This window comes from Geodermatophilus sp. DSM 44513, assembly GCF_032460525.1.
Classification (GTDB): Bacteria; Actinomycetota; Actinomycetes; order Mycobacteriales; family Geodermatophilaceae; genus Geodermatophilus.
Genome location: NZ_CP135963.1, coordinates 888968 through 909177 on the forward strand (window position 1 = coordinate 888968; position 20210 = coordinate 909177).

Annotated in this window: 20 protein-coding genes and 1 pseudogene; 12 read left to right on the forward strand and 9 right to left on the reverse strand. The window is 76.1% G+C overall.

Features of this window, described 5'->3' with window-relative positions:
* The first annotated feature begins 25 nt into the window (after positions 1 to 25).
* The 9 genes and pseudogenes from RTG05_RS04200 to RTG05_RS04240 all read left to right on the forward strand — a co-directional run bounded on the left by RTG05_RS04200 (position 26) and on the right by RTG05_RS04240 (position 6850).
* Complete coding sequence (locus RTG05_RS04200) at positions 26 to 511, forward strand: flagellar protein FlgN (RefSeq protein WP_166527587.1); 486 nt, start codon at positions 26 to 28, stop codon at positions 509 to 511.
* Entirely contained in the window at positions 508 to 1935 is a 1428-nt protein-coding gene (gene flgK / locus RTG05_RS04205; RefSeq protein ID WP_166527588.1) for a flagellar hook-associated protein FlgK, read from the forward strand. The genes RTG05_RS04200 and flgK overlap by 4 nt, the downstream gene beginning before the upstream one ends.
* A 5-nt stretch (positions 1936 to 1940) precedes the next feature.
* Entirely contained in the window at positions 1941 to 2852 is a 912-nt protein-coding gene (gene flgL, locus RTG05_RS04210; RefSeq protein ID WP_166527589.1) for a flagellar hook-associated protein FlgL, read from the forward strand.
* On the forward strand, positions 2849 to 3253 hold the full coding sequence (gene fliW / locus RTG05_RS04215) for a flagellar assembly protein FliW (RefSeq protein WP_166527590.1): 405 nt from the start codon (positions 2849 to 2851) through the stop codon (positions 3251 to 3253). Before flgL ends, fliW begins: the two co-directional genes overlap by 4 nt.
* Positions 3254 to 3368: 115 nt before the next feature.
* Positions 3369 to 3542 (forward strand): annotated as a pseudogene (gene csrA / locus RTG05_RS22295) (carbon storage regulator CsrA); the annotation flags it as partial.
* Between the two features lie 401 nt (positions 3543 to 3943).
* Positions 3944 to 4432, forward strand: coding sequence for a hypothetical protein (locus tag RTG05_RS04225; RefSeq protein ID WP_166527591.1), 489 nt, complete (start codon positions 3944 to 3946; stop codon positions 4430 to 4432).
* 87 nt (positions 4433 to 4519) lie between these two features.
* Complete coding sequence (locus RTG05_RS04230; protein ID WP_166527592.1) at positions 4520 to 5614, forward strand: sigma-70 family RNA polymerase sigma factor; 1095 nt, start codon at positions 4520 to 4522, stop codon at positions 5612 to 5614.
* A 136-nt stretch (positions 5615 to 5750) separates the two neighbouring features.
* Positions 5751 to 6095, forward strand: a complete 345-nt coding sequence (locus RTG05_RS04235; protein ID WP_166527593.1) for a hypothetical protein — start codon at positions 5751 to 5753, stop codon at positions 6093 to 6095.
* Positions 6092 to 6850: a hypothetical protein gene (locus RTG05_RS04240; RefSeq protein ID WP_166527594.1), complete on the forward strand. Its 759-nt coding sequence runs from the start codon at positions 6092 to 6094 to the stop codon at positions 6848 to 6850. The genes RTG05_RS04235 and RTG05_RS04240 overlap by 4 nt, the downstream gene beginning before the upstream one ends.
* 106 nt (positions 6851 to 6956) lie before the next feature.
* Here RTG05_RS04240 and RTG05_RS04245 read toward each other — a convergent pair whose 3' ends face one another.
* The 3 genes from RTG05_RS04245 to RTG05_RS04255 all read right to left on the reverse strand — a co-directional run bounded on the left by RTG05_RS04245 (position 6957) and on the right by RTG05_RS04255 (position 10984).
* Complete coding sequence (locus RTG05_RS04245; protein WP_315912312.1) at positions 6957 to 8843, reverse strand: NlpC/P60 family protein; 1887 nt, start codon at positions 8841 to 8843, stop codon at positions 6957 to 6959.
* A 293-nt stretch (positions 8844 to 9136) separates the two neighbouring features.
* The gene (locus RTG05_RS04250; RefSeq protein ID WP_166527596.1) at positions 9137 to 9364 is read right to left on the reverse strand and encodes a hypothetical protein; all 228 of its coding nucleotides are present in this window, start codon (positions 9362 to 9364) and stop codon (positions 9137 to 9139) included.
* A gap of 186 nt (positions 9365 to 9550) precedes the next feature.
* On the reverse strand, positions 9551 to 10984 hold the full coding sequence (locus tag RTG05_RS04255) for a class II fumarate hydratase (protein WP_166527597.1): 1434 nt from the start codon (positions 10982 to 10984) through the stop codon (positions 9551 to 9553).
* Positions 10985 to 11131: 147 nt separating this feature from the next.
* Between RTG05_RS04255 and RTG05_RS04260 the strand changes: the two genes are divergently transcribed.
* A complete protein-coding gene (locus tag RTG05_RS04260) occupies positions 11132 to 11776 on the forward strand; it encodes a DUF1707 SHOCT-like domain-containing protein (RefSeq protein WP_166527598.1) in 645 nt (214 codons plus the stop codon).
* Here RTG05_RS04260 and glpX read toward each other — a convergent pair.
* Positions 11769 to 12800 (reverse strand): class II fructose-bisphosphatase, encoded by a 1032-nt coding sequence (gene glpX / locus RTG05_RS04265; RefSeq protein ID WP_166529496.1) that lies wholly within the window; start codon positions 12798 to 12800, stop codon positions 11769 to 11771. The two genes, RTG05_RS04260 and glpX, sit on opposite strands and share 8 nt — an antisense overlap.
* Positions 12801 to 12933: 133 nt before the next feature.
* Between glpX and RTG05_RS04270 the strand changes: the two genes are divergently transcribed.
* On the forward strand, positions 12934 to 13527 hold the full coding sequence (locus RTG05_RS04270; RefSeq protein WP_166527599.1) for a DUF4245 domain-containing protein: 594 nt from the start codon (positions 12934 to 12936) through the stop codon (positions 13525 to 13527).
* Here RTG05_RS04270 and RTG05_RS04275 read toward each other — a convergent pair.
* The 3 genes from RTG05_RS04275 to RTG05_RS04285 form a co-directional block, all read right to left on the reverse strand.
* Positions 13515 to 13727, reverse strand: coding sequence for an exodeoxyribonuclease VII small subunit (locus RTG05_RS04275; RefSeq protein WP_166527600.1), 213 nt, complete (start codon positions 13725 to 13727; stop codon positions 13515 to 13517). The two genes, RTG05_RS04270 and RTG05_RS04275, sit on opposite strands and share 13 nt — an antisense overlap.
* Positions 13728 to 13803: 76 nt before the next feature.
* Complete coding sequence (gene xseA, locus RTG05_RS04280; RefSeq protein ID WP_166527601.1) at positions 13804 to 15024, reverse strand: exodeoxyribonuclease VII large subunit; 1221 nt, start codon at positions 15022 to 15024, stop codon at positions 13804 to 13806.
* Positions 15025 to 15182: 158 nt separating this feature from the next.
* Positions 15183 to 16793 carry a hypothetical protein gene (locus tag RTG05_RS04285; protein ID WP_315912314.1) on the reverse strand — a complete coding sequence of 537 codons (1611 nt, stop codon included), beginning with the start codon at positions 16791 to 16793 and terminating at the stop codon, positions 15183 to 15185.
* Between the two features lie 209 nt (positions 16794 to 17002).
* Here RTG05_RS04285 and RTG05_RS04290 point away from each other — a divergent pair, with 209 nt between their 5' ends.
* Positions 17003 to 17974, forward strand: a complete 972-nt coding sequence (locus tag RTG05_RS04290; RefSeq protein ID WP_166527604.1) for a 4-hydroxy-3-methylbut-2-enyl diphosphate reductase — start codon at positions 17003 to 17005, stop codon at positions 17972 to 17974.
* A 130-nt stretch (positions 17975 to 18104) separates the two neighbouring features.
* On the opposite strand, the gene RTG05_RS04295 is transcribed toward RTG05_RS04290, so the two are convergent.
* The gene (locus RTG05_RS04295) at positions 18105 to 18893 is read right to left on the reverse strand and encodes a DUF6542 domain-containing protein (RefSeq protein ID WP_315912315.1); all 789 of its coding nucleotides are present in this window, start codon (positions 18891 to 18893) and stop codon (positions 18105 to 18107) included.
* Between the two features lie 206 nt (positions 18894 to 19099).
* Positions 19100 to 20206, reverse strand: a complete 1107-nt coding sequence (locus tag RTG05_RS04300) for a DNA recombination protein RmuC (RefSeq protein ID WP_315912316.1) — start codon at positions 20204 to 20206, stop codon at positions 19100 to 19102.
* Positions 20207 to 20210: the final 4 nt, after the last annotated feature.

A 20210-nucleotide genomic window follows, 5' to 3' on the forward strand; every position in this document is an offset into this window, starting at 1 on the left:
GCGGCACCGGGAGGACGGTGGGGGCGTGGACTACCAGCACCTGTCGACGTTGCTGTGGCGGGAGCAGGAGCTGCTGGACCTGCTGCTGTTCAAGGCGGAGGAGAAGCAGTACCTCATCGTCACGGGCAAGACCCGCTGGCTGGCGCGGATCGCGCACGAGATCGAGGTCGTGCTCGACCAGCTGCGCACCATCGAGGTGGAGCGGGCGGCGACCACCGAGGCGCTCGCCGAGCAGCTGGGCGTGGGCAGCAACCCGTCGCTGAAGAAGCTCGCCGAGGCGGCCCCGGCGCCGTGGAACGACCTCTACGCCAAGCACCACGAGACGCTGCTGGTCCTGGTGACCGACCTGCGTGGCCTCTCCGACACCAACCGCGAGCTGATCGAGGGCGGGCTTGCCGCCCTCGGCGACGCCCTGCTCACGGTCAAGGCCCCCTCGGCCGGCACCTACGGGGCCACCGGCCGCAGCGACGTGCGGGCGCACCGCGCGGTGACCCTGGACGGCGCCCTGTGAGCTCGTTCTCCGGTCTCAACACCGCCTCCACGGCGCTGTGGGCGCAGCGTCGCGGCCTGGACGTCACAGGTCACAACATCGCCAACGTCAACACCGAGGGCTACTCCCGCCAACGGGTGGACCTGGAGGCCATGGGCGGCAGCGCCGTCCCCGCCTTCCACTCCGTCTCCTCCGGGACGGGTCAGGGCGTCAGCGTCGAGCAGGTCATCCGCATCCGGGACGCCTTCCTGGAGAGCCGGGCGCACACCGAGTCGGCCAGGTCCGCGCAGCTCACGGTGGAGTCCACCGCCTTCGAGCAGGTGGAGCAGGCCTTCCGCGAGCCCGGCAGCACCGGCATCCAGCGGCTGATGGACGACGTGTCGAACAGCTGGGGCAACGTCGCCGACCACCCGACCGACCTGGCCGCCCGGAGCCAGCTCCTGCAGGACCTCGACACCTTCGCCGACGGCGTCTACGCCACCCGCAGCACGCTGGACGGGCAGTGGACGCAGAGCCGGCAGAACCTCGGCGTGCTCGTCGACCAGGTGAACGCCGACGCCACCGAGGTCGCCTCGCTCAACCGGGCGATCCAGCGCGCCACCCGCGCCGAGCTGCCGACCAACGAGCTGGCCGACCGGCGTGACGCGCTGGTCCTGGACCTCGCCAAGGCGACCGGGGCCACCGTCCGCCCCCGGGAGGACGGCGTCCTCGACGTCGTCCTGGGCGGTGTCACGCTCGTCGCCGGCTCGACCGCCACCCGGCTGGTCGCCGACGGGCCGGCGAGCCTGGACGACATGGCCGCCACCGGTGTGCAGCCGCGACTGGTCACCACCCCGGGCGGCACGCAGGTGACCGTGGGGGGGACGGCGGGCGGGCAGCTCACTGTCCTCACCGACGTCGTCCCCCGCCAGCGCGACGCACTGGACGACGTGGCCGCCCGGTACGTGGCCGACACCAACGCCCTGCACGCGACCGGCTACGACCGGGCCGGCGAGCAGCCCGGGGACCTGCTGGCCATCGACCCGGTGAGCAAGCGGATCGTGCTCGACGCGGACATCACCGGACCGGACCGGATCGCCGCCGCCAGGACGGGCCCGGTCGACCCGGCGACCACGCCGCCGACCGGCCCGTCCACGGACAACGAGGTGGCCGACGCGATCAGCCAGCTGCGACTGGCCCCCGACGGCGCCGCCGTGCGCTACCGCGCCATGATCGTCGAGCTGGGGGTGCAGGCCTCGGTGAGCTCGCGCAACCTCGAGATCCAGGACGTGGTCACCACGAACGTCGACGCCGCGCGCGAGTCCGTGGCCGGCGTGAACCTCGACGAGGAGATGTCCAACATGCTGCAGTTCCAGCACGCCTACTCGGCGGCAGCCCGGATGGTCAGCGCGGTCGACGAGGCCCTCGACGTGCTGATCAACCGCACCGGCCTCGTGGGGCGGTGACCTGAGTGCGCATCACCCAGCGCGCCGTCGCGCTGACCAGCCTGCAGGGTCTCAACCGCAACCTCGACGCCGTCGGGCGGCTGCAGCAGCAGCTGACCTCCGGACGGAGCATCAGCAAGCCGTCGGACTCACCGACCGGCACCAACACGGCGATGCGCACCCGCGGGGAGCAGTCGGCCAACGAGCGGCACGTGCGCAGCATCACCGACGCCCAGAGCCGGCTCGCCGCCACCGACACCACGCTCAGCTCGATGCTCACCCAGGTGCGGCGCGTCCGGGACCAGACGGTGTACGCGAGCAACACCGGTGCGCTGTCGGCCACCTCGCGCGAGGGCATCGCCGTGGAGGTGGAGCAGCTGCGCGAGAGCCTGCTCGGGCTGGCCAACCAGACCGTCAACGGCCGGCCGGTCTTCGGCGGCACGACGTCGAGCCCCGTCGCCTACGACGGGGCCGGCGCCTACGTCGGTGCCGCTGTCGACCCCGCCGACGAGGCCACCCAGGTCATGCGCCGGCTGTCGGACACCGAGCGGGTCCGCGCCGACGTCACCGGCGCGGAGGCCTTCGAGCTGCCCGGGCCGGGCGGTCGCAACCTCTTCACGGTGCTCGACGACCTCGCCGTCGCCATCCGCAGCGGCGTGGACATCGACCTGGCCGACGGGCTGACCGACCTGGACGCCGTCCGCGACCAGATGATCACCGCGGCCGCCGACGTCGGCGCGCGGGCCAAGCGGGTGGACGACGCCCAGGGGCTGGCGGTCGACCGCTCCCTGTCGCTCACCGACCGGCTGGCCCGCACGGAGAACATCGACCTGCCGAGGACCATCATGGAACTGGAGATGCAGAAGGTCGGGTACGAGGCGGCGCTGGCGGCCACGGCCAAGGCCCTGCAGCCCACTCTCGTGGACTTCCTGTCGTGACGCTCTCCGCGGTCGCGACCCTGCCCCTGCTGTCCATGACCGAGCCGCTGCCCGGGTTCCCCGGCCACCGGGACTACGTGCTGGTCACCGCGGACGGCGACGGGCGGCTGTTCTGGCTGCAGTCGATGGCGCCCGACGGTCCCCGGTTCCTCGCGATCGACCCGGCCGCCTACTTCCCGGACTACGCGCCGCAGCTGCCCGCCGCGGTGTGCGCCGGCCTCGGTCTGCAGGACCCGGCGCAGGTGCGGCTGTACTGCCTGGTGACGGTGCCGACCGGGGGCCCCGCCGCGGCCACGGCGAACCTGCGGGCCCCGCTGGTGGTCGACCCGGCCACCTGGCGGGCCACCCAGGTCGTGCTGGCCGACGGCTCCCATCCCATCCGACGTCCTCTGCGCCGATAACCCCTGGGGCGGCGGCGCGCCGCCCGTCCCGGCCCGCGCGGGCCGACACCACGCCGTTCCCGTTCCACCCACCACAGCCACGGACGGCCACACCACACCCACGGAGGGGTTCCACGTGCTCACTCTCACCCGCAGCGTCGGCGAGACGATCCGCATCGGCGACGACATCGAGGTCCACGTCGTCGAGGTCCGCGGCGGCACCGTCCGGCTCGGCTTCACCGCTCCCCGAGAGGTGACCATCCACCGCGAGGAGGTCTACCGGCAGATCGCTGAGGCCAACCTGCTCGCCGCCCAGGTCACCGCCGACACGCTGGGCGCACTCGCCGCCTTCGCCCCCGCACCGGCCGGCCGGCCGGAGCCGGAGGTCACCGCCACGCCGGACGTGGCCACCACGCCGGAGGCCGGCCCGGTGCCGGCGACCCCGGTGACCCCGGCGACGGTCGCGCGCGCAGCGGGCAGCCGGCGGCCCACCCGGGACACCGCCGGGTGAGCCCACTGACGGGACCGGCCCCCGGTCCTTGTGCACTCCTGCCGGGAACCGCACCGCTCGAGCGACGCCGGGCATCGACACGGGCAAGAACTGCCGAAGAGATGTCCTGAGGTTGCGTACGGCACAGCGAGAGTTGTGGCGGTCCGCCGGTCGGTGATGCGCCAGAGTTGCCCCCACGCACGTCACAGGGGGCGATCACGATGCAACACAGCGCAATCACTGAGCCCGGCGACCAGGTCGCCGCGGTCGCCGGTCCCGGCGCGGAGTCCGACACCGTCGTCGTGCACGTCCAGCTGCGGCCGCGCCGCGGCTCCACGCGGCGCTGCCTCGCGGCGCTGGCCGAGCTGGCCGGCGACCACCCGGAGGTGTCCTTCACGATCACCGGTCTGAGCAAGGACGACCGGGTCGTGCGGGTGACCGTCGGGGTCGAGCTCGGCCCGCGGGCCGCCGTCGCCCGGTTCTCGCCGCAGGCGCAGGCCGCGTACGCGTTCGTCAGCGCCGTCTTCACCTCCCTGTACGACCACATGCCGGTCTACACGGTGCAGCCGGGTCCGGCCGAGCGGGCCGCGGCCGCGGACCTCGTGGCGCGCCTGGAGTCCGGCCCGGCGGAGGACCTCGTCGTCCCGGCTCCCCGCCGGTCCGACGCGACCGGGTACGCCACGGACCCCGTCCTGCTCACCACCCGCTAGCCGCAGCGAGCTCCCGGACGGGCCCGCTCGTCCTCCCCAGCCGTCGCCCGTGCAGCGCCGTCTTCCCCACAGCGCCGAGGAGTCCCGGTGACCCACCGTTCCGCCACCCCCGTCGACGACACCGCCGCCCGAGGCCGCGCCCCGCTGGTCTTCGGCGGCCTGCCCGAGGCCGAGGGCTGGGCCCTCGCGCCCATCACCTCGCGGGACCGGGTGCACTTCCGCACCGACCGCGAGCTGCCCCTCGCCGAGCTGCGCCGTGACCTGCCCGACGGCGTGACGGTCAGCTACGACCAGGGCGAGGGCCTGTACCGCGTCGACGGGGTCCCGGGGACCGCCCCGGTGCTCGCCGACTGGGTCCGGACCTGGTGCGCCGGGCACGGGACGACCACCGTGGGGCTCCGGGCGGAGACCGACGTCCGCCGCCGGGCGCCGCGGGACCTGCCGCCGGCCTTCCTCGACGACCTGTGCCGCCACTACCTGCCGGTCAGCCTCAAGCGGCTGCACCGCAACGCGAGCACGCTGCGGTTGCACGTGCCCGACCCCGACGACCTCACCCAGCAGGTGAGCGAGTGGATCCTCAAGGCGGTCGGCCAGTTCGACGAGGGCAAGGGCGTCCCGTTCGGGGCGTTCCTGGCCACCCAGCTGTCCAAGTGGGTGCACGACCTGGGCCGCAACGCCCACGGCCGCACCGCCGCCGACACCGAGCACCGCCAGCAGAAGGCCGTCGCCGCGTTCCTCGCCGAGCACCAGCGGCGGCCCACCGAGAAGGAGCTCGCCGCCTACATGGGGCAGAGCGTGGCCACGCTGCGGCGCAACTCCCAGACGGTCGCCACGCTCAACGGGCTGCGCAACCTGCAGTCCCTGGACGGCGGGCCGGACGCCACCGAGGTCATGCTGCCGGACACCGCCGAGGCGCCGGACGAGATCATGGGCGAGGCCGAGCAGACCCTGCTGTCCCACGCCCTGACCGCCGCCTGCGCGCCCGAGCCGGGGGCCCGCCCCGACCAGCGGGCCGGCCAGCCCAACGTCCTGGGCTGGGCCACCTGGTACCTGACCACCTGGGGCGGGCAGACCAAGACCCAGCTGTCGGCCGACCTCGGCACGTCGGTGCGCAACATGAACGTGCACGCCGACCGCGTGGAGCGGGCGCTGCGGTCCCGGTTGGCCGAGCTCGTCGACTGACCCGTGCGCTCGCGGGGATTCGTCCGGACCCGGGTCGATCGACGTGTCGACCTGCCGATACCCAGAGCGTGACAGTGCGCACCGGAGCCCGCCGCCGCCGCGCTGCCGGGTCCGTCCCGGCCGGGGCGGGCGCGCGGTGAGCGCCCTGGCAGCGGGCGGTCCCGCACCCGACGTCCTGGTGCCGCACTGGCTGACGGCGGTCCAGCGGGAGGACCTGGCGACCCTCGTGCGACGCGTCCTGCAGGACCCGGAGGTGCACCCCGTGGCCGCCGTCCACCTCGCCGACGTGCTCACCGAGCTGCACGTGGCCACGGCCCGCGACGCCGTGTGGCCGGCGTCGGCCGCCCGGGTGCGCCGGGTGACCGGCTGGGGCGCCGACGTGCTGCCGGTGCGGTTGTCCGCGCGGGAGCTCGCCAGCGTGCTGGTGCTGGCCGGGTTGGCCCCGGCGCTGCGGGCCGCGCTGGGGCGGGACCGCTCGTGAGCGGCGGCCTGTTCAGCGGCTCCGGCCTGCTGCCACGGCTGCGTGCGGTCCCCGTGTCGGTGGACGGCCTGCGCCGGGTGGCCGAGGAGGCGCTGCCGGCGATGGCGGCCGGGCGGCTGGGGCTCTCGCTCGTCGACGACCGCGCCGACGGCCCCGTCGTCGTGCTCGAGGAGGACGAGCGGCGGGTGCGCACCCCGCTGCGCGACCTGGCCGAGGACATGACCGACGCCCGCGTCGGCTCGACCCCCGAGGAGCTGGCGGCCGCGCTGACGGCCTGGGTGGACGCCCGGCCGGTCCCCGACGCGGTGGCCGCCGAGGCGGGGGTCGCGGTGCTGGACTGGACCGACCGGACCGAGACCTCGGTCGGCTGGCGGGTCGTCGTCCGCCGTGGTGACCGGGCACTGCCCTGGGTGCCGTCAGCAGGGCTGGAGCGCCGCGTCGTGGAGCAGGTGCGGTCCGCGGCGGGGGAGCGGGCGGCCGACGTCGGGGGCTGCCTGCGCCTCGAGGGTCCGGTCGTGCTGTGGTCGCACCCCGAGGTGCCGCTGCTGGCCTCCGCCGTGCTGATGACCCCGCAGCTGCTGCTCGACCGGGTCGCCGCCGCGGGCCTGGAGCTGCACGATCCGCACGTCGTCGTCACGCCGGCCTCGCCCCTGGCCTGTGCCGGTGCCGCGGTGGCCGCCCGCCTCGCCGGGGAGACCGGGGAGGCCTGCCAGCGGCTGCCGTGGCGCCAGCTGGCCCGCCTCCGCTGGGTGTAGCCCGCCCCTCGGTGATCAGCTGAGCTCGCGGTTGAGGGTCCTGGCTCACCACCGGCAGTGAGCCAGGACCTTGTGGGATCAGCTCACCTGATCATCGGCGCGTCCTTCAGGCGAGGTGGCCGAACTCCCAGTGCCAGGGCTCGGGCTTCTCGCCCCCGGGGCGAGCCCAGTCTGGCTGGACGAACCCGAAGCGGCCCGCGTTGGCCGCCATCCACGCCGACTGCGCGTTACCGCCGGTGTGGATGCCGCCGCACAGGTCGACGGCCAGCGCCCACCCGTGGTTCGACGTCCCCGGCACCGCGGCCAGCTCCGGCTTGGTGCGGAAGGCGGTGACCTGCGCGCCCAGGGACCGGTAGGAGTCGGTGATGCACAGCGGGCTGCCGAAGGCGGCCCGGTAGGCGTCGGCCAGCGCCGTGTAGCCGGCGGCGGCGTCACAGCGCAGCGCGTGGCCGCGGGCGACGGGGCACAGCGCGGTCGCCGGGATCCTGCCGTTGGACCAGCCGCCCCACGCGGGGCTGACCAGACCGACCGGGGCGGGCGGCGCGCCGCACGGCCCGCGACCGGCGGTGCCGGCCGGCAGTGCCGGGTTGGGCTGCGCCGGAGCCGGCAGGGTGACCCGGACAGCGCCCGCGGCGTCCGCGAGCGGGCGGACGCCGACCTGGTAGCCGGCGGCCGAGGCGGTGACCACCTGACCCTCACCCAGGTGGATGCCCACGTCGCTGCCGCCGTCGGTGAAGACGAGGTCGCCGACCTGCAGCTGCGACAGGGGGACGGCGGCACCGCGCGACCACTGCTCACCCGGCGTGCCGGGGACGGCGTGGCCGGCGAGCAGCCACGAGGTGGCCGCCAGCCCGCCGCAGTCGTAGGCGTCGGGGCCGGCGCCGCCCGGGGCGTAGGGCTTGCCGAGCTGGGCCAGCGCGGAGCTGACCGCGGCCACCGTCTCGGCGGGGAGCACGGTGACCGGGCGGTTGCCGGCCACGCCGAGGGCGATCCCCGGCACCGGCTGCCCCGCGGCGTCCAGCGCGGGGGACAGGCCGTCCGGCAGCGCCGTCGGGTCGGCGAGCGCGGCCGCGGGCGGGGACACGATGCCGGCCAGCGCCAGCGCACCGAGGTGGTCCTGCCAGCGGCGCAGCGCCTGCTGGTTGGTCTCGTGCTGCGCCGCCGCGGCCCGGCCGGTGCCGAGCGCGGCCAGCTGGGCGGCGACGTCGCTGCGCAGGCCCCCGACCTCGGTGCGCACCTGCTCGAGGACGGCGGCGGCCTGCTGCACGACGGTCGCGGCGGCGGCCTCGGCCACCGCCACCCGCCGGGCGGCCTGGGCCACCGCGGCTGCGGCGCGTTCGGCGTGCACGACGTCGAGGGAGAGCTCCCGCGCCACCTGCTCGCTGAGCGCGGCGACGTGCAGGACGTCGGGAGTGGCAGACGGCACGTGCACGTCCAGGCCCACGACCGGGGTGCGCACCTCGGCCGGTGAGCGGTAGAGGTCGGCGGCGCCGGTCCCGACCGTCTCCCGGGCGAGCGCCAGCTGCTGCTCGGCGGCCTGCTCGGCGGCGCGCGCCGCCGCCAACTCGACCTGGCGGGCGGTGAGGTCCTGCTGCAGCCCGCGGTAGCGGGTCGCGGCGTCGAGCATCGTGCCCTGCGCGGCCAGGGCCAGACCGGTGGCGTCGGTGGGACCGGCGGTGGTCCCGCTCGGCTGCGTCGTGGGGGACACCACCCCGGCGAGGACCGGCAGCACCAGGCCGAGGGCGGCCAGCGACAGCCGCACCCGCCAGCGCCGGCCGTCGGCGGCGGGCAGCCAGCTGCGCAGGGCGACCCGGCGGGCGGGTGCCCCGGACCTGCGGCCCCGGCGCCTGCCCCGGGGTGCCGGCCGCCGCCGCGCCGCGGGGCGAGCGGGAGTCGAGGGGCGGCGGGTCGTGGCTGCGGCACCGCCGGCGGGGGCGGCGGCCGCGCGGGCGGCGAGCACCGCGCGCAGCGCCCGCGCCTCCTCGGCGGTCAACGGGGGACGGGTGGCGGTGGACCGGGGTGCCGTCGTGCGGGCCGGCGCGGTGCGGCCCGCGGCGCTGCGGGCGCGGCCCTGACGCCGGGCTCCGGAGGGGGACGCCGTCCGGGTGGGGACCGGGGTGCGTGGTGCGGGCACTGCGGGTCCCCCTGCGTGTCGTCGTGCGTGGCCGGCTCCGCGGTGTCGCGGTGTGCTCAGACCTCGTATCGACGTGGTGCAGGAGTTGCTGAAGTGACGGGTGTGACGGGAGTGGCGACCTCACCCCTCCGGGTGGGGATGATCCGCGGGTGTCACCCGATCGGCGGACCCCCGTCGGGTGCGGAGGTGCGCGCCGCCGGTGGCCACCAGCCTCCGTGGTGGTGGTCCAGCGGGATGCGCAGCTCCTCGCCGTCCTCGGTGGAGACGACCAGCTCCACCCGGCTGACCCGCCGCCCGGTGCCCCCCACCCGCACCGTGCTGCCCGTGACCAGCGGTACGGGGGGCAGCACCAGGTCGTCCTCGGGTGGGGACTGCGTCATGGGACTCCCTCCCGGGACGGTGGCGCGCAGGCGGCGGCGCCCATGCTGCCCGAGACGCCGAGGCCCCGTCGTCCGGGGGTGGACGGCGGGACCTCGGGCGCGTGAGGTGCCGGGCCCTCGCGGCGCCGGCGCCGATCACGGGTGGGGGTGTCGCCCCCGAGCCGCGGGGCGGGGCCGACGAGGGTGTCAGGGGTGGGTCATCGACAGCACGTCGAGGGCCTGATCGAGCTGCTGCTCGGTGAGCTTGCCCTGCTCGACGTAGCCGCGCTCCACCACGACCTGCCGGATCGTCTTCTGCTCCTTGAGCGACTGCTTGGCCACGATCGCGGCCTCCTCGTAGCCGATGTACTTGTTCAGCGGCGTCACGATCGAGGGGGAGGACTCCGCGTAGGTCCGGCACTGCTCGACGTCGGCGATGATCCCGTCGACGCAGCGGTCGGCCAGGATCCGGCTGACGTTGGCCAGCAGCCGGATCGACTCCAGCACGTTGCGGGCCATCAGCGGCAGCGTGACGTTGAGCTCGAAGACGCCGGTGGTGCCGGCGAAGGTCACCGCGGCGTCGTTGCCGATCACCTGGGCGGCCACCTGGATGGTCGCCTCCGGGATCACCGGGTTCACCTTGCCCGGCATGATCGAGCTGCCCGGCTGCAGGTCGGGCAGCTGGATCTCACCCAGCCCCGTGCGCGGCCCCGAGCCCATCCAGCGCAGGTCGTTGGCGATCTTCACCAGGCCGACGGCGATCGTCTTGAGCTGGCCGGAGGCCTCCACCAGCCCGTCGCGGGAGCTCTGCGCCTCGAAGTGGTCGCGGGCCTCGGTCAGCGGCAGGTCCAGCTCGGCGGCCAGCCGCTCGATGATGGCGGCGGCGAAGCCGGGCGGGGTGTTGATGCCGGTGCCCACCGCGGTACCGCCCAGGGGCAGCTCCCCGATCCGCGGCAGCGAGGCCTGCAGCCGCTCGACGCCGTAGCGCACCGCCGCGGCGTACCCGCCGAACTCCTGGCCGAGGGTGACCGGGGTGGCGTCCATCAGGTGGGTGCGCCCGCTCTTGACGACCTCGGCGAACTCGGTGGCCTTCTGTTCCAGCGACGCCGCCAGGTGCTCCAGCGCCGGGATCAGCGTCCGCACGATCGCGCGGGTCGCGGCGATGTGGATGGCCGACGGGAAGACGTCGTTGGACGACTGCGAGGCGTTCACGTGGTCGTTGGGGTGCACCGGGCTGCCCAGCGCCTCGGTCGCGAGGGTCGCGATCACCTCGTTGGTGTTCATGTTGCTCGACGTCCCCGAGCCGGTCTGGAAGACGTCGATGGGGAAGTGGGCGTCCCACTCGCCGCGGGCCACGGCCGCGGCGGCGGTGCCGATCGCGTCGGCGGTCTCCTGCGGCAGGACGCCGAGGGAGGCGTTGATCTGCGCGGCCGCGCCCTTGATGGCGGCCAGGGCGGCGATCAGCTCGCGCTCGATCGGCGTGCCGGAGATCGGGAAGTTCTCGACGGCGCGCTGCGTCTGCGCCCGCCACTTCGCCCAGGCGGGGACCCGGACCTCGCCCATGGAGTCGTGCTCGGTGCGGAAGTCCGTGCCGTCCTGCGCGGCGGCCTGGTCTTCGGACGGCGTGGCCTGAGCGGACATGGCTGCGGCTCCCGGTGTGGTGGTCGGTGTCAGTGCTCCGACCCAGGACCCTAGAGGGCCCGCGGGCGCCCGCCGGGACCGCTCCGGTGGGGGACCGGATCGCGCGGGTCGTCCCCCGCGGGGTCCGGTCCCGCTACCGTCGGCGCCGTGGACACCGAGCCCGTCCCCGCCCGCCCGCCGGCGCTGCGCGCCTCGGACACCGACCGCCAGGCCACGGTCGCCCACCTGCAGCGGGCGCTCGCCGAGGGCCGGCTGGAGACGTGGGAGTTCGACGAGCGGGCCGGAGCCGCCTACGCCGCCGGCACCCTCGCCGACCTGGCCGCACTGGTCGCCGACCTGCCGTCGGCGGACGAGCCGACCGCGGGGGAGCTGGTCGGCACGCGCCGCGCGGAGGAGGTGTCCACCGTCTTCGGTGACGTCCGGATCGCCGGTGAGCCGCAGGCCCCGCGCCGGGTGTCGACCGTCTTCGGCGACGTCCGGCTGGACCTGCGCGGCCTGCGGACCCGCGAGGACCGGGTGGAGGTGCACCTGACGACCTGGTTCGGCGACGTCGACGTGGTGGTCGCCGAGGGGGTGGACGCCGAGCTGCACGGCCGGACGGTCTTCGGGGACCGCACGACCCGGCTGGCGCCGGTGCCGAGGGTCCCCGGCACCCCGCGGGTGGTCGTCCACGCGCGCAGCGTCTTCGGTGACCTGCGGCTGCGCAGCCTCGCGCCGGGGGAGCCGGCCAGCCGCTGGCGGGCGCTGGTCGACCGCCTCGCCCCGCGGAACGGGCCGACCGCGATCAGCTGAGCTGGTCGGGGTGGTCCAGGGGTGCCGCGGCGTAGGCGCGCAGCTTCTCCAGGGAGTGCAGGCTCTCGATCGACCGGATGGTGCCCGAGCGCGACCGCATGACCAGCGACTGCGTGGTGCACCCACCGGACCGGTACTGCACGCCGCGCAGCAGCTCGCCGTCGGTGATGCCGGTGGCCACGAAGAAGACGTCGCCGCGCACCAGGTCGTCGATGTGCAGCACCCGGTCGAGGTCGTGGCCGGCGTCGATGGCCTTCTGCCGCTCCTCGTCGTCCTTGGGCCACAGCCGGCCCTGCAGCGCACCGCCCATGCACTTGAGCGCGCAGGCGGTGATGATGCCCTCCGGCGTGCCGCCGATGCCCATGAGCATGTCGACGCCGGTGCCCTCCCGGGCGGCGGCGATCGCGCCGGCCACGTCGCCGTCGGTGATGAACTTGATCCGCGCGCCGGCCTCCCGCACCTCGTGCACCAGCTGCTCGTGCCGGGGCCGGTCGAGGATGCAGACGGTGACGTCGCCGGGGGAGCTGTGCTTGGCCCGGGCCACCCGGCGGATGTTCTCCGCGACCGGCGCGGTGATGTCGACGACGTCGGCCGCGGCCGGGCCGACGGCGATCTTCTCCATGTAGAAGACCGCCGACGGGTCGTACATGGCCCCGCGGTCGGCCACCGCCATGACCGCGATCGCGTTGGACATGCCCTTGGCCATCAACGTGGTGCCGTCGACGGGGTCGACGGCGACGTCGCACTCCGGCCCCCGCCCGTCGCCGACCTGCTCGCCGTTGTAGAGCATCGGCGCCTGGTCCTTCTCGCCCTCGCCGATCACGACGACGCCGCGCATGCTCACCGTGCCGATGAGGGCGCGCATCGCGTCGACGGCGGCACCGTCACCGCCGTTCTTGTCCCCGCGGCCGACCCAGCGCCCGGCGGCCATGGCACCGGCCTCGGTGACGCGGACCAGCTCGAGGGCCAGGTTGCGGTCCGGCCGGGGCCGGTCGGGCCGCAGACCGCTCCCGCCGTGGGTCACGGAGCCTTCGGGCACGGGAAGGGACACGCGGACCTCCTGTTCAGGGACCCCCTCCGGTGCCCGGGGACGCCGGGGAGGGGGCCGCGACCGTCGGACGGGCGGTCGGCGCGGTGAGTCCTGTCATCCTAGGGGGGTGAGCTCCACCGGCCCGACGCCTCAGCCGCCCCCGCCGGCACCCTCCCCGGCCGTCGAGCGGGCCAACCGGATGAGCGCGGCGAACATGCTGCGCTCGATGGTCCCGCTGGTGGTGATCTGCCTGGCGCTGGTGGGATGGATGACCTTCCAGCAGTCCGGCGTGGACTCCGTCCGCGAGGTCGACCCGGCCAGCACCGTGCAGCTGGCCGCCGCCCGCGCGGACTACCCGGTCGTCGCGCCCGCGGACCTGCCGGAGGGGTACCGCCCGACCAGCGCGCGCACCGACGCCGGTGGCGCGCAGGCCGGTGACCCGGTCACCCTGGAGATCGGCTACCTCACCCCGTCGGCGGAGTACGCCGGGTTCGTCGTCAGCGACGACGCCCGCGACGACGCCGTCGACGGGGTGCTCGGCGGCGCGCAGGACGGCGGGACCGTCGACGTCGGCGGACAGGCCTGGACCCGCGCGACGACGCAGCGCGGCGAGACCGTGCTGTCCCGCGCGGCCGACGGGGTCACCGTGCTGGTCACCGGCTCCGCGACGGACGAGGAGCTGGCGACCGTCGCGGCGGCGGTGCGGCCCTACTCCGGCTGATCGCCCGCGGCGGCCAGGCGTTCCCGGGCGCGGTCCAGCCAGTGCCGGCACAGCTCGGCCAGCTGCTCCCCGCGCTCCCACAGGCCCAGGGACTCCTCGAGGGTCAGCCCGCCGGCCTCCAGCCGCCGGACGACGTCGGCCAGCTCCTCGCGGGCCTGCTCGTAGGTGGTGGTCGGCTGGTCGTCGGGGGTCTGGCTCACGATGCCCTCGGTTCGCTCCCGCGGAACGCTCCGCTCCTCGCTCGTTCCTCGCTGCGATGCTCACGTCCCTGTCCGCTCACGGCTGCCCATCCTCCCTGGCCACCCGCACCGGCAGCCGGCCGCCGGCCACCCGCACCGCCAGCCGCTCGTCGTCGGCGACCTCGGCGGGGTCGCGCACCAGGGACCCGTCGGCCCGCTGGACGACGGCGTAGCCGCGCTGCAGCGTCGCGGCGGGGGAGAGCGCGGCCACCCGGGCGCGGGCGTGCTCGAGGTCGCGCTCGGCCCCCTCCAGCCGGTGCACCAGGGAGCGCCGCGCGCGGGTGCGCAGCTGACCGACGTCCTCGGCCCGGCCGTGCAGCAGCCGCTGCGGGTCGGCCAGCACCGGCCGGCTCCGCACGCCCTCGAGCCACCGCTGCTGCTGGTCCAGCCGGGCGGCGACCAGGTGCCGGGCCCGGGCGCGCAGCCCGTCGACCAGCCGGCGCTGCTCGCCGATCTCGGGCACCACCCGGTGCGCGGCGTCGGTGGGCGTGGCGGCCCGCACGTCGGCGGCGTGGTCGACCAGGGTGGTGTCGGTCTCGTGGCCGACGGCGGTGACCACCGGGGTGCGGCAGGCGGCGACCGCACGCACCAGGCCCTCGTCGGAGAAGGGCAGCAGGTCCTCCACCGAGCCGCCGCCGCGGGCGACGACGATGACCTGGACCTCCGGGTCGCGGTCCAGCCGCTGCAGGGCCTCGATCACCGACGCGGCGGCGTTGGCCCCCTGCACCAGGCTGTGCTGGACGGCGAAGCGCACCGCGGGCCAGCGCCGGCGGGCGGTGACCAGCACGTCACGCTCGGCGGCGGAGTCCCTGCCGGTCACCAGGCCGACGACGGCCGGCGCGAACGGCAGTGGCCGCTTGCGGGCGGCGTCGAACAGACCCTCGGCGGCCAGCAGGCGGCGGATCCGCTCGATGCGGGCCAGCAGCTCGCCGAGGCCGACGGCGCGGATCTCGGTGGCCCGCAGCGAGAACGAGCCGCGGGCGACGTAGTAGTCCGGCCGCGCCCGCACGACCACGCGGGCACCCTCGGCGAGCTCCAGGCCGGGGCGGTCGGCGACGTCCCGGGCGCAGGTGATCGGTACCGACAGGTCGGCGGCCGGGTCGCGCAGGGTGAGGAACACCGTCGCCGCGCCCCGCCGGGACAGCTGGGCGACCTGCCCCTCCACCCACACCTCACCCAACCGGCCGATCCACTCGGCGACCTTGCGGGCCACCGTGCGCACCGGCCAGGGCGCCTCGGGAGAGGAGGGAGCGGTCACCGCCCGAGCGTGTCAGACGGCACCGACGCCCCGGGTGGCGAGGCGGATGGCCTCGTTCCGGGTCCCGCCCCGAGCGGGCGAGGGGTGGGGAGGACGGCGGCCCTCCTGCAGGGTCCCGCCGCGAGCTAGCGAGTGGCGGGGGGCAGGAGGGTCCTCTTTCAGGCGCCGCGCGGAGCCAGCGGGCTGGACTCGACCGCCTGGCGCTCCAGCTTCTCCAGCCGGTTGCGCAGCATCCGCAGGTAGGGCTCCCGGGCCCGGGTGGCCTCCTCGTAGGTGACCAGGTCCTGCACCGTGGAGAGCTGGTAGCCGCGCAGCCGGCCGCGCAGCTGGGCGATGGTGAAGTCGTCGTAGCCGTCGATCGGCGCGTCGGCGGCCGCCGGGCCGCCGTCGGCGTCCGCGGCGTCCTCCCCGGCGGTGGCGGACCCGGTGGCCGCGGCCACGTCACTGCCGCTCTCGTCGGTGGCGACCCCGTCGCCGGGTGCGGTGTCGGAGCCCGTGGGTTCGGCGGCGGCCTCGTCGGCCGACGTGTCCTCCTCCGCGCCCATCTGCTCCTCGACCTGGGCGCCCGCGGCGGTGACCAGTTCCTCGCCGCTGCCGGTGGCGTCGCGGTCGTCGGCGGCCGGGGTGTCGTCGGTGGAGGGCCGGGTGTCCGCGTCGCTGGCGCCGCTGCCCGCCGCCTCGTCGACCTCGGTGTCCCGCCAGTCGGCCTGCGCGGGCTCGCCCGGGGTGTCCTCGGCGGCGTCCTCGGGAGCGGCGACGCCCTCGTCGGTGACGGTGCCCTCGACGGTGGCGATCCGCCCGTCGGGGGTGAGCACGTCGACGTCGGTCGCCACGTCCGGACTCACGTCGTTGGCCGCGTCGGCGTCCCCGAGCAGGAGGTCGGTGTCCGGCGTCCCGGCGTCCGGGGCGTCGGCGCCCACGTCGGGGCCGCCGGCCTCCTCGCCGACGGGCGAGCCGCCGGGGTCGCTGGGCGCCGGGGCCTCGGTCGCGTCCGGGGTCCCGGCGTCCGGGGCGTCGGCGCCCACGTCGGGGCCGCCGGCCTCCTCGCCCACCGGCGAGCCACCGGGGTCCATGGGGGCGGGGGGCTGGGTCCCCAGCTGCTCGGGCGCCGTCGCCTCGGCGCCCCCGGCGTCGGTGTCCTGCAGGGACGGCAGCGGGGCCGTCGGGCTCTCGGCGATCTCGTCGGTGTCGACGACGCCGCTGCCGCCCGCCGGGGCGTGGTCGGGCACGGCGTCGGCCTCCAGCAGCGCGGTCTCCAGCGCGTCCTCGGTGGACAGGCCCGGCTCGGCGCGGTCCAGGTCCAGCCCAGCGACGGCGACCTCGTCGGTGATGTCGGCGAGGGCCTCGACGACCTCCTCGGGCGACGGCTCGGCGGGCAGGCCGGACAGCTCGTCGTCCACCAGGGCGGCGGCCTCCTCGGCCACCTCCTCGTCGTCGACCGCCACGGCGGCCCGGTCGAAGGGGGTCTCCCGGTCGAAGCCCGGGGCGCGGTCGAAGGCGGAGGTGCGACCGGCGGACGGCTCGGGCAGCTCCTCGTCGAAGGTCGCCATGCCCGGCTCGGCCTCACCGCGCAGGCCGGTGAGCACCTCGTCGCCGCGGGCGACGAGACCCGCATAGTGCTGCTGCACCCGCATCGTGGCCTGCATGGCCAGCCCGATCACGCGGAAGGGCAGGCCGGTCAGGGTCCGCGGCAGGGCGACGGCGTCGTCCAGGACGGTGGCGGCCAGGCCCACGGCGGCGCGGACGGACGAGGGGATCTCACGCGACATGGCCCCACCCTGCCCCGAAACGCCGCGCCCGACACCCGCGCCCTGGCGAAGGACACACCGATGGTGGTAGAGGTCTCGCCCGGTGGGTGGGCCCTCGCGCAGGGTCCGGGTGTGAGCCTGCGGACACCGGCTCCTGGCCTCCGTGCAGGGTCCTGCTGCGAGCTCGCGAGTGGCGGGGGACACGGAGGTCCTTCCAATACCATGGGGGCATGGCTGATCACCGCGGACGCGTCCTGCTGGCCGACCCCCGGGGGTACTGCGCCGGCGTCGACCGGGCGGTGGTGGCCGTCGAGCGCGCCCTGGAGATCCACGGTGCACCGGTGTACGTCCGCAAGCAGATCGTCCACAACAAGCACGTGGTGGCCACCCTCGAGCGGCGCGGGGCGGTCTTCGTCGACGAGACCGACGAGGTGCCCGAGGGTTCGGTCGTCGTCTTCAGCGCGCACGGCGTCTCCCCGGCCGTGCACGAGGAGGCGGCCGCCCGCCAGTTGCGGACGATCGACGCCACCTGCCCGTTGGTGACCAAGGTGCACCAGGAGGCCCGGCGGTTCGCCCGCGACGACTACGACATCCTGCTCATCGGCCACCGCGGCCACGAGGAGGTCGAGGGCACCGCCGGCGAGGCCCCCGAGCGCATCCAGCTCGTCGACGGCGCCGACGACGTGGCCGCCGTGCAGGTCCGTGACCCGGACCGGGTCGTGTGGCTGTCCCAGACCACCCTGTCGGTCGACGAGACGCTGGCGACGGTGGACCAGCTGAAGACCCGCTTCCCCGGGCTGCAGTCCCCGCCGAGCGACGACATCTGCTACGCCACCCAGAACCGCCAGCAGGCCGTCAAGCAGATGGCCGCCGAGTGCGACCTGGTGGTGGTCGTGGGCTCGACCAACTCGTCGAACTCCGTCCGGCTGGTCGAGGTCGCACTGGAGGCCGGCGCCCGCGCCGCGCACCTGGTCGACTTCGCCAGCGAGATCGACCCCGCCTGGCTCAAGGCGGTCGGCACCGTCGGCGTCACCAGCGGCGCGTCGGTGCCCGAGGTGCTGGTCGGCGAGGTCCTGGACTGGCTGGCCGAGCGCGGGTACGCCGACGTGGAGACGGTCAAGGCCGCCGAGGAGCGCCTGGTGTTCGCGCTGCCGCGGGAGTTGCGCACGGACCGGTCCCGGCCGGCCGGCGACCCCGCGTGACAGCACCCGCCGCGGCCTTCCTGCAGGGTCCCGCCGCGAGCGTCGGACGGCCCCCTCGTCGGGTCCCGCCGCGAGCTCGTGAGTGGCGGGGAGCGAGGGGGTCCTTCGCGGGGGGCAGGGAGGTCCTTCGTCAGCGCCGGGCGGCCCAGCGGACGAGCCCGACCACCGCGGCCGCGGCGGTGGCGATCGCCATGGCGGGGAAGCCGCGGATGAGCAGCGTGGCCACCGAGGCCAGGTTCAGCGACGCCGACGGCGCCAGCGCGGTGTTCAGCACGGCCACGACCACGTAGACCAGCGGCGGGGCGACCAGTGTGGTGAGCAGGTCCCGGCGGCGCACCACGGCCGCGGCCGCGGCACTGGTCAGGGTGAGCAGCGCCAGCGTCCCCGGGCCGAGGCCGGTGCTGATCCAGGACTCGACGGCCGCGCCGGCCAGGGTGACCAGGAAGACGGCCAGGACGGCGACCGCGCCGCGCAGCCGGCTGCCGCGCTCGGCCGCCTCCCGACCGGCCGGCCGGAGGGCCCCGGAGGGCCGGGGGGTGCGGGCGTCGGGCTCGTCGCGGTCGCGTGCGGTCCGGAGGTGGTCCTCGTGCAGCCGCCGGCGGTCGGCCGCGGGCGGCACCGGGGGCGTGCCGCGTCCGGCGTCCCGGGCGGGCGGCGCGGCCCGCTCGAGGGGGACGCGGGGGTTCCCGGGGGCCGGCCGGCCGTCCCGGGCGCGCGCCACGTCCCGGCCGCGCGCGGCGCGGCCGGTGTCCTCGGGGAAGGGCGGCAGGTCGGCCGACCGCATCCGCGGCGGCGGCGGCGGGACCGGCGGGCGCCCGATCCGTGAGACGGCGTCGGCGGGCCCGGGGCGGGCACCGGGGCGCCGGTCGGACCGCACCCCGGGCTCACGCCAGGTGCTGGCGCTGTTCACCGTGGCCATGGTGGCCCTCCCGTCCCCTCGTGGCGACCCCGCCGGAGGTCGCCGCGTCCGAGGGGCAACGGTAGCGACGGCCGGGGCGCCCGCAGGGCAGGACGGCGCCGGTGCGTGCTGTGCAGAAGTGCCAAAGCGCGACCCGGGACGCGCGCCACGGCGGGGACGGCGGGGCGGGTGTGACGGGGCGGCACCGGAGCGGCGCCCGGTGCGGGTCAGCCGCTGGTGCCGTCGCGCTCCACCGCCGGGGGCCGAGGGGCAGCCGCCGGCGGGGAGAGCTCGGGGGGCCGGGGCAGCTCGGCCGGGCGCAGCGTGCGCACCGTCGCCTCGACCGGCTCGGGCGTGGGCACCGGTGACTCCGCGACCCCCAGGTCGTCGAACCGGCGGGCGGCGACCAGCACCGAGCTCTCGTAGGAGCCGACCGTCTCGTTGAAGCGGGTCAGCGTCGAGGACAGCGCCGACCCCAGCCGGGTGAGGTGCCCGGACAGCGTGCTGAGCCGGGCGTGCAGCCGGCGGCCCACCTCGAGCACCTGGTCGGCGTCGCGGGCCAGCCGCTCCTGCCGCCAGGAGTGGGCGACGGTGCGCAGCAGCGCGAGCAGCGTGCTGGGGGTGGCCAGCACGACGTCGCGGGCGAACCCGTGCTCCAGCAGGCCGGGCTCGGCCTCCAGCGCGGTGGTGAGGAACCCGTCGGAGGGCACGAACAGCACGGTGAACGGTGCTGCCGGGCGGAACGCGGTGGGGTAGCGGCGGGCGGCGAGGGCGTCGACGTGGGTGCGCAGCTGGCGGGCGTGCGCGGCCACCCGCTCCGCGCGCACGCCGGCGTCCTCGGCCTGCACCGCCTCGATGTAGCCGGTGAACGGCACCTTGGCGTCGACCACCACCTGCCGGCCGTCGGACAGGGTCACCACGAGGTCCGGGCGCACCCCCGCGCCGGCGTCGTTGGTGCCGGAGGGCTGCTCGACGAAGTCGCAGTGCTCCAGCAGCCCGGCGACCTCGACCACCCGGCGCAGCTGCACCTCGCCCCAGCGGCCGCGCACGTGCGGGGTGCGCAGCGCGGTCACCAGCGCGGCGGTCTCCTGCCGGAGCATCGCCGAGGTCTGCCCGACAGTGCCCATCTGCTCGCGCAGCTCGCCGTGTGCGGTGGCGCGGTCCCGCTCGATGCCGGCCAGCAGCCGGTGCAGGTGGTCCAGCGACTCGTGCACCGGCTCCAGGCCCTCGTCGGCCGGCCGGGTGCGGGCGACCAGCGCGACGACGCCGAGGGTGACCGCGGTGGCCAGCAGCGCGCCGAGGACGAGGCCGGTGAGCAGCGAGACGGCGTCCACACGC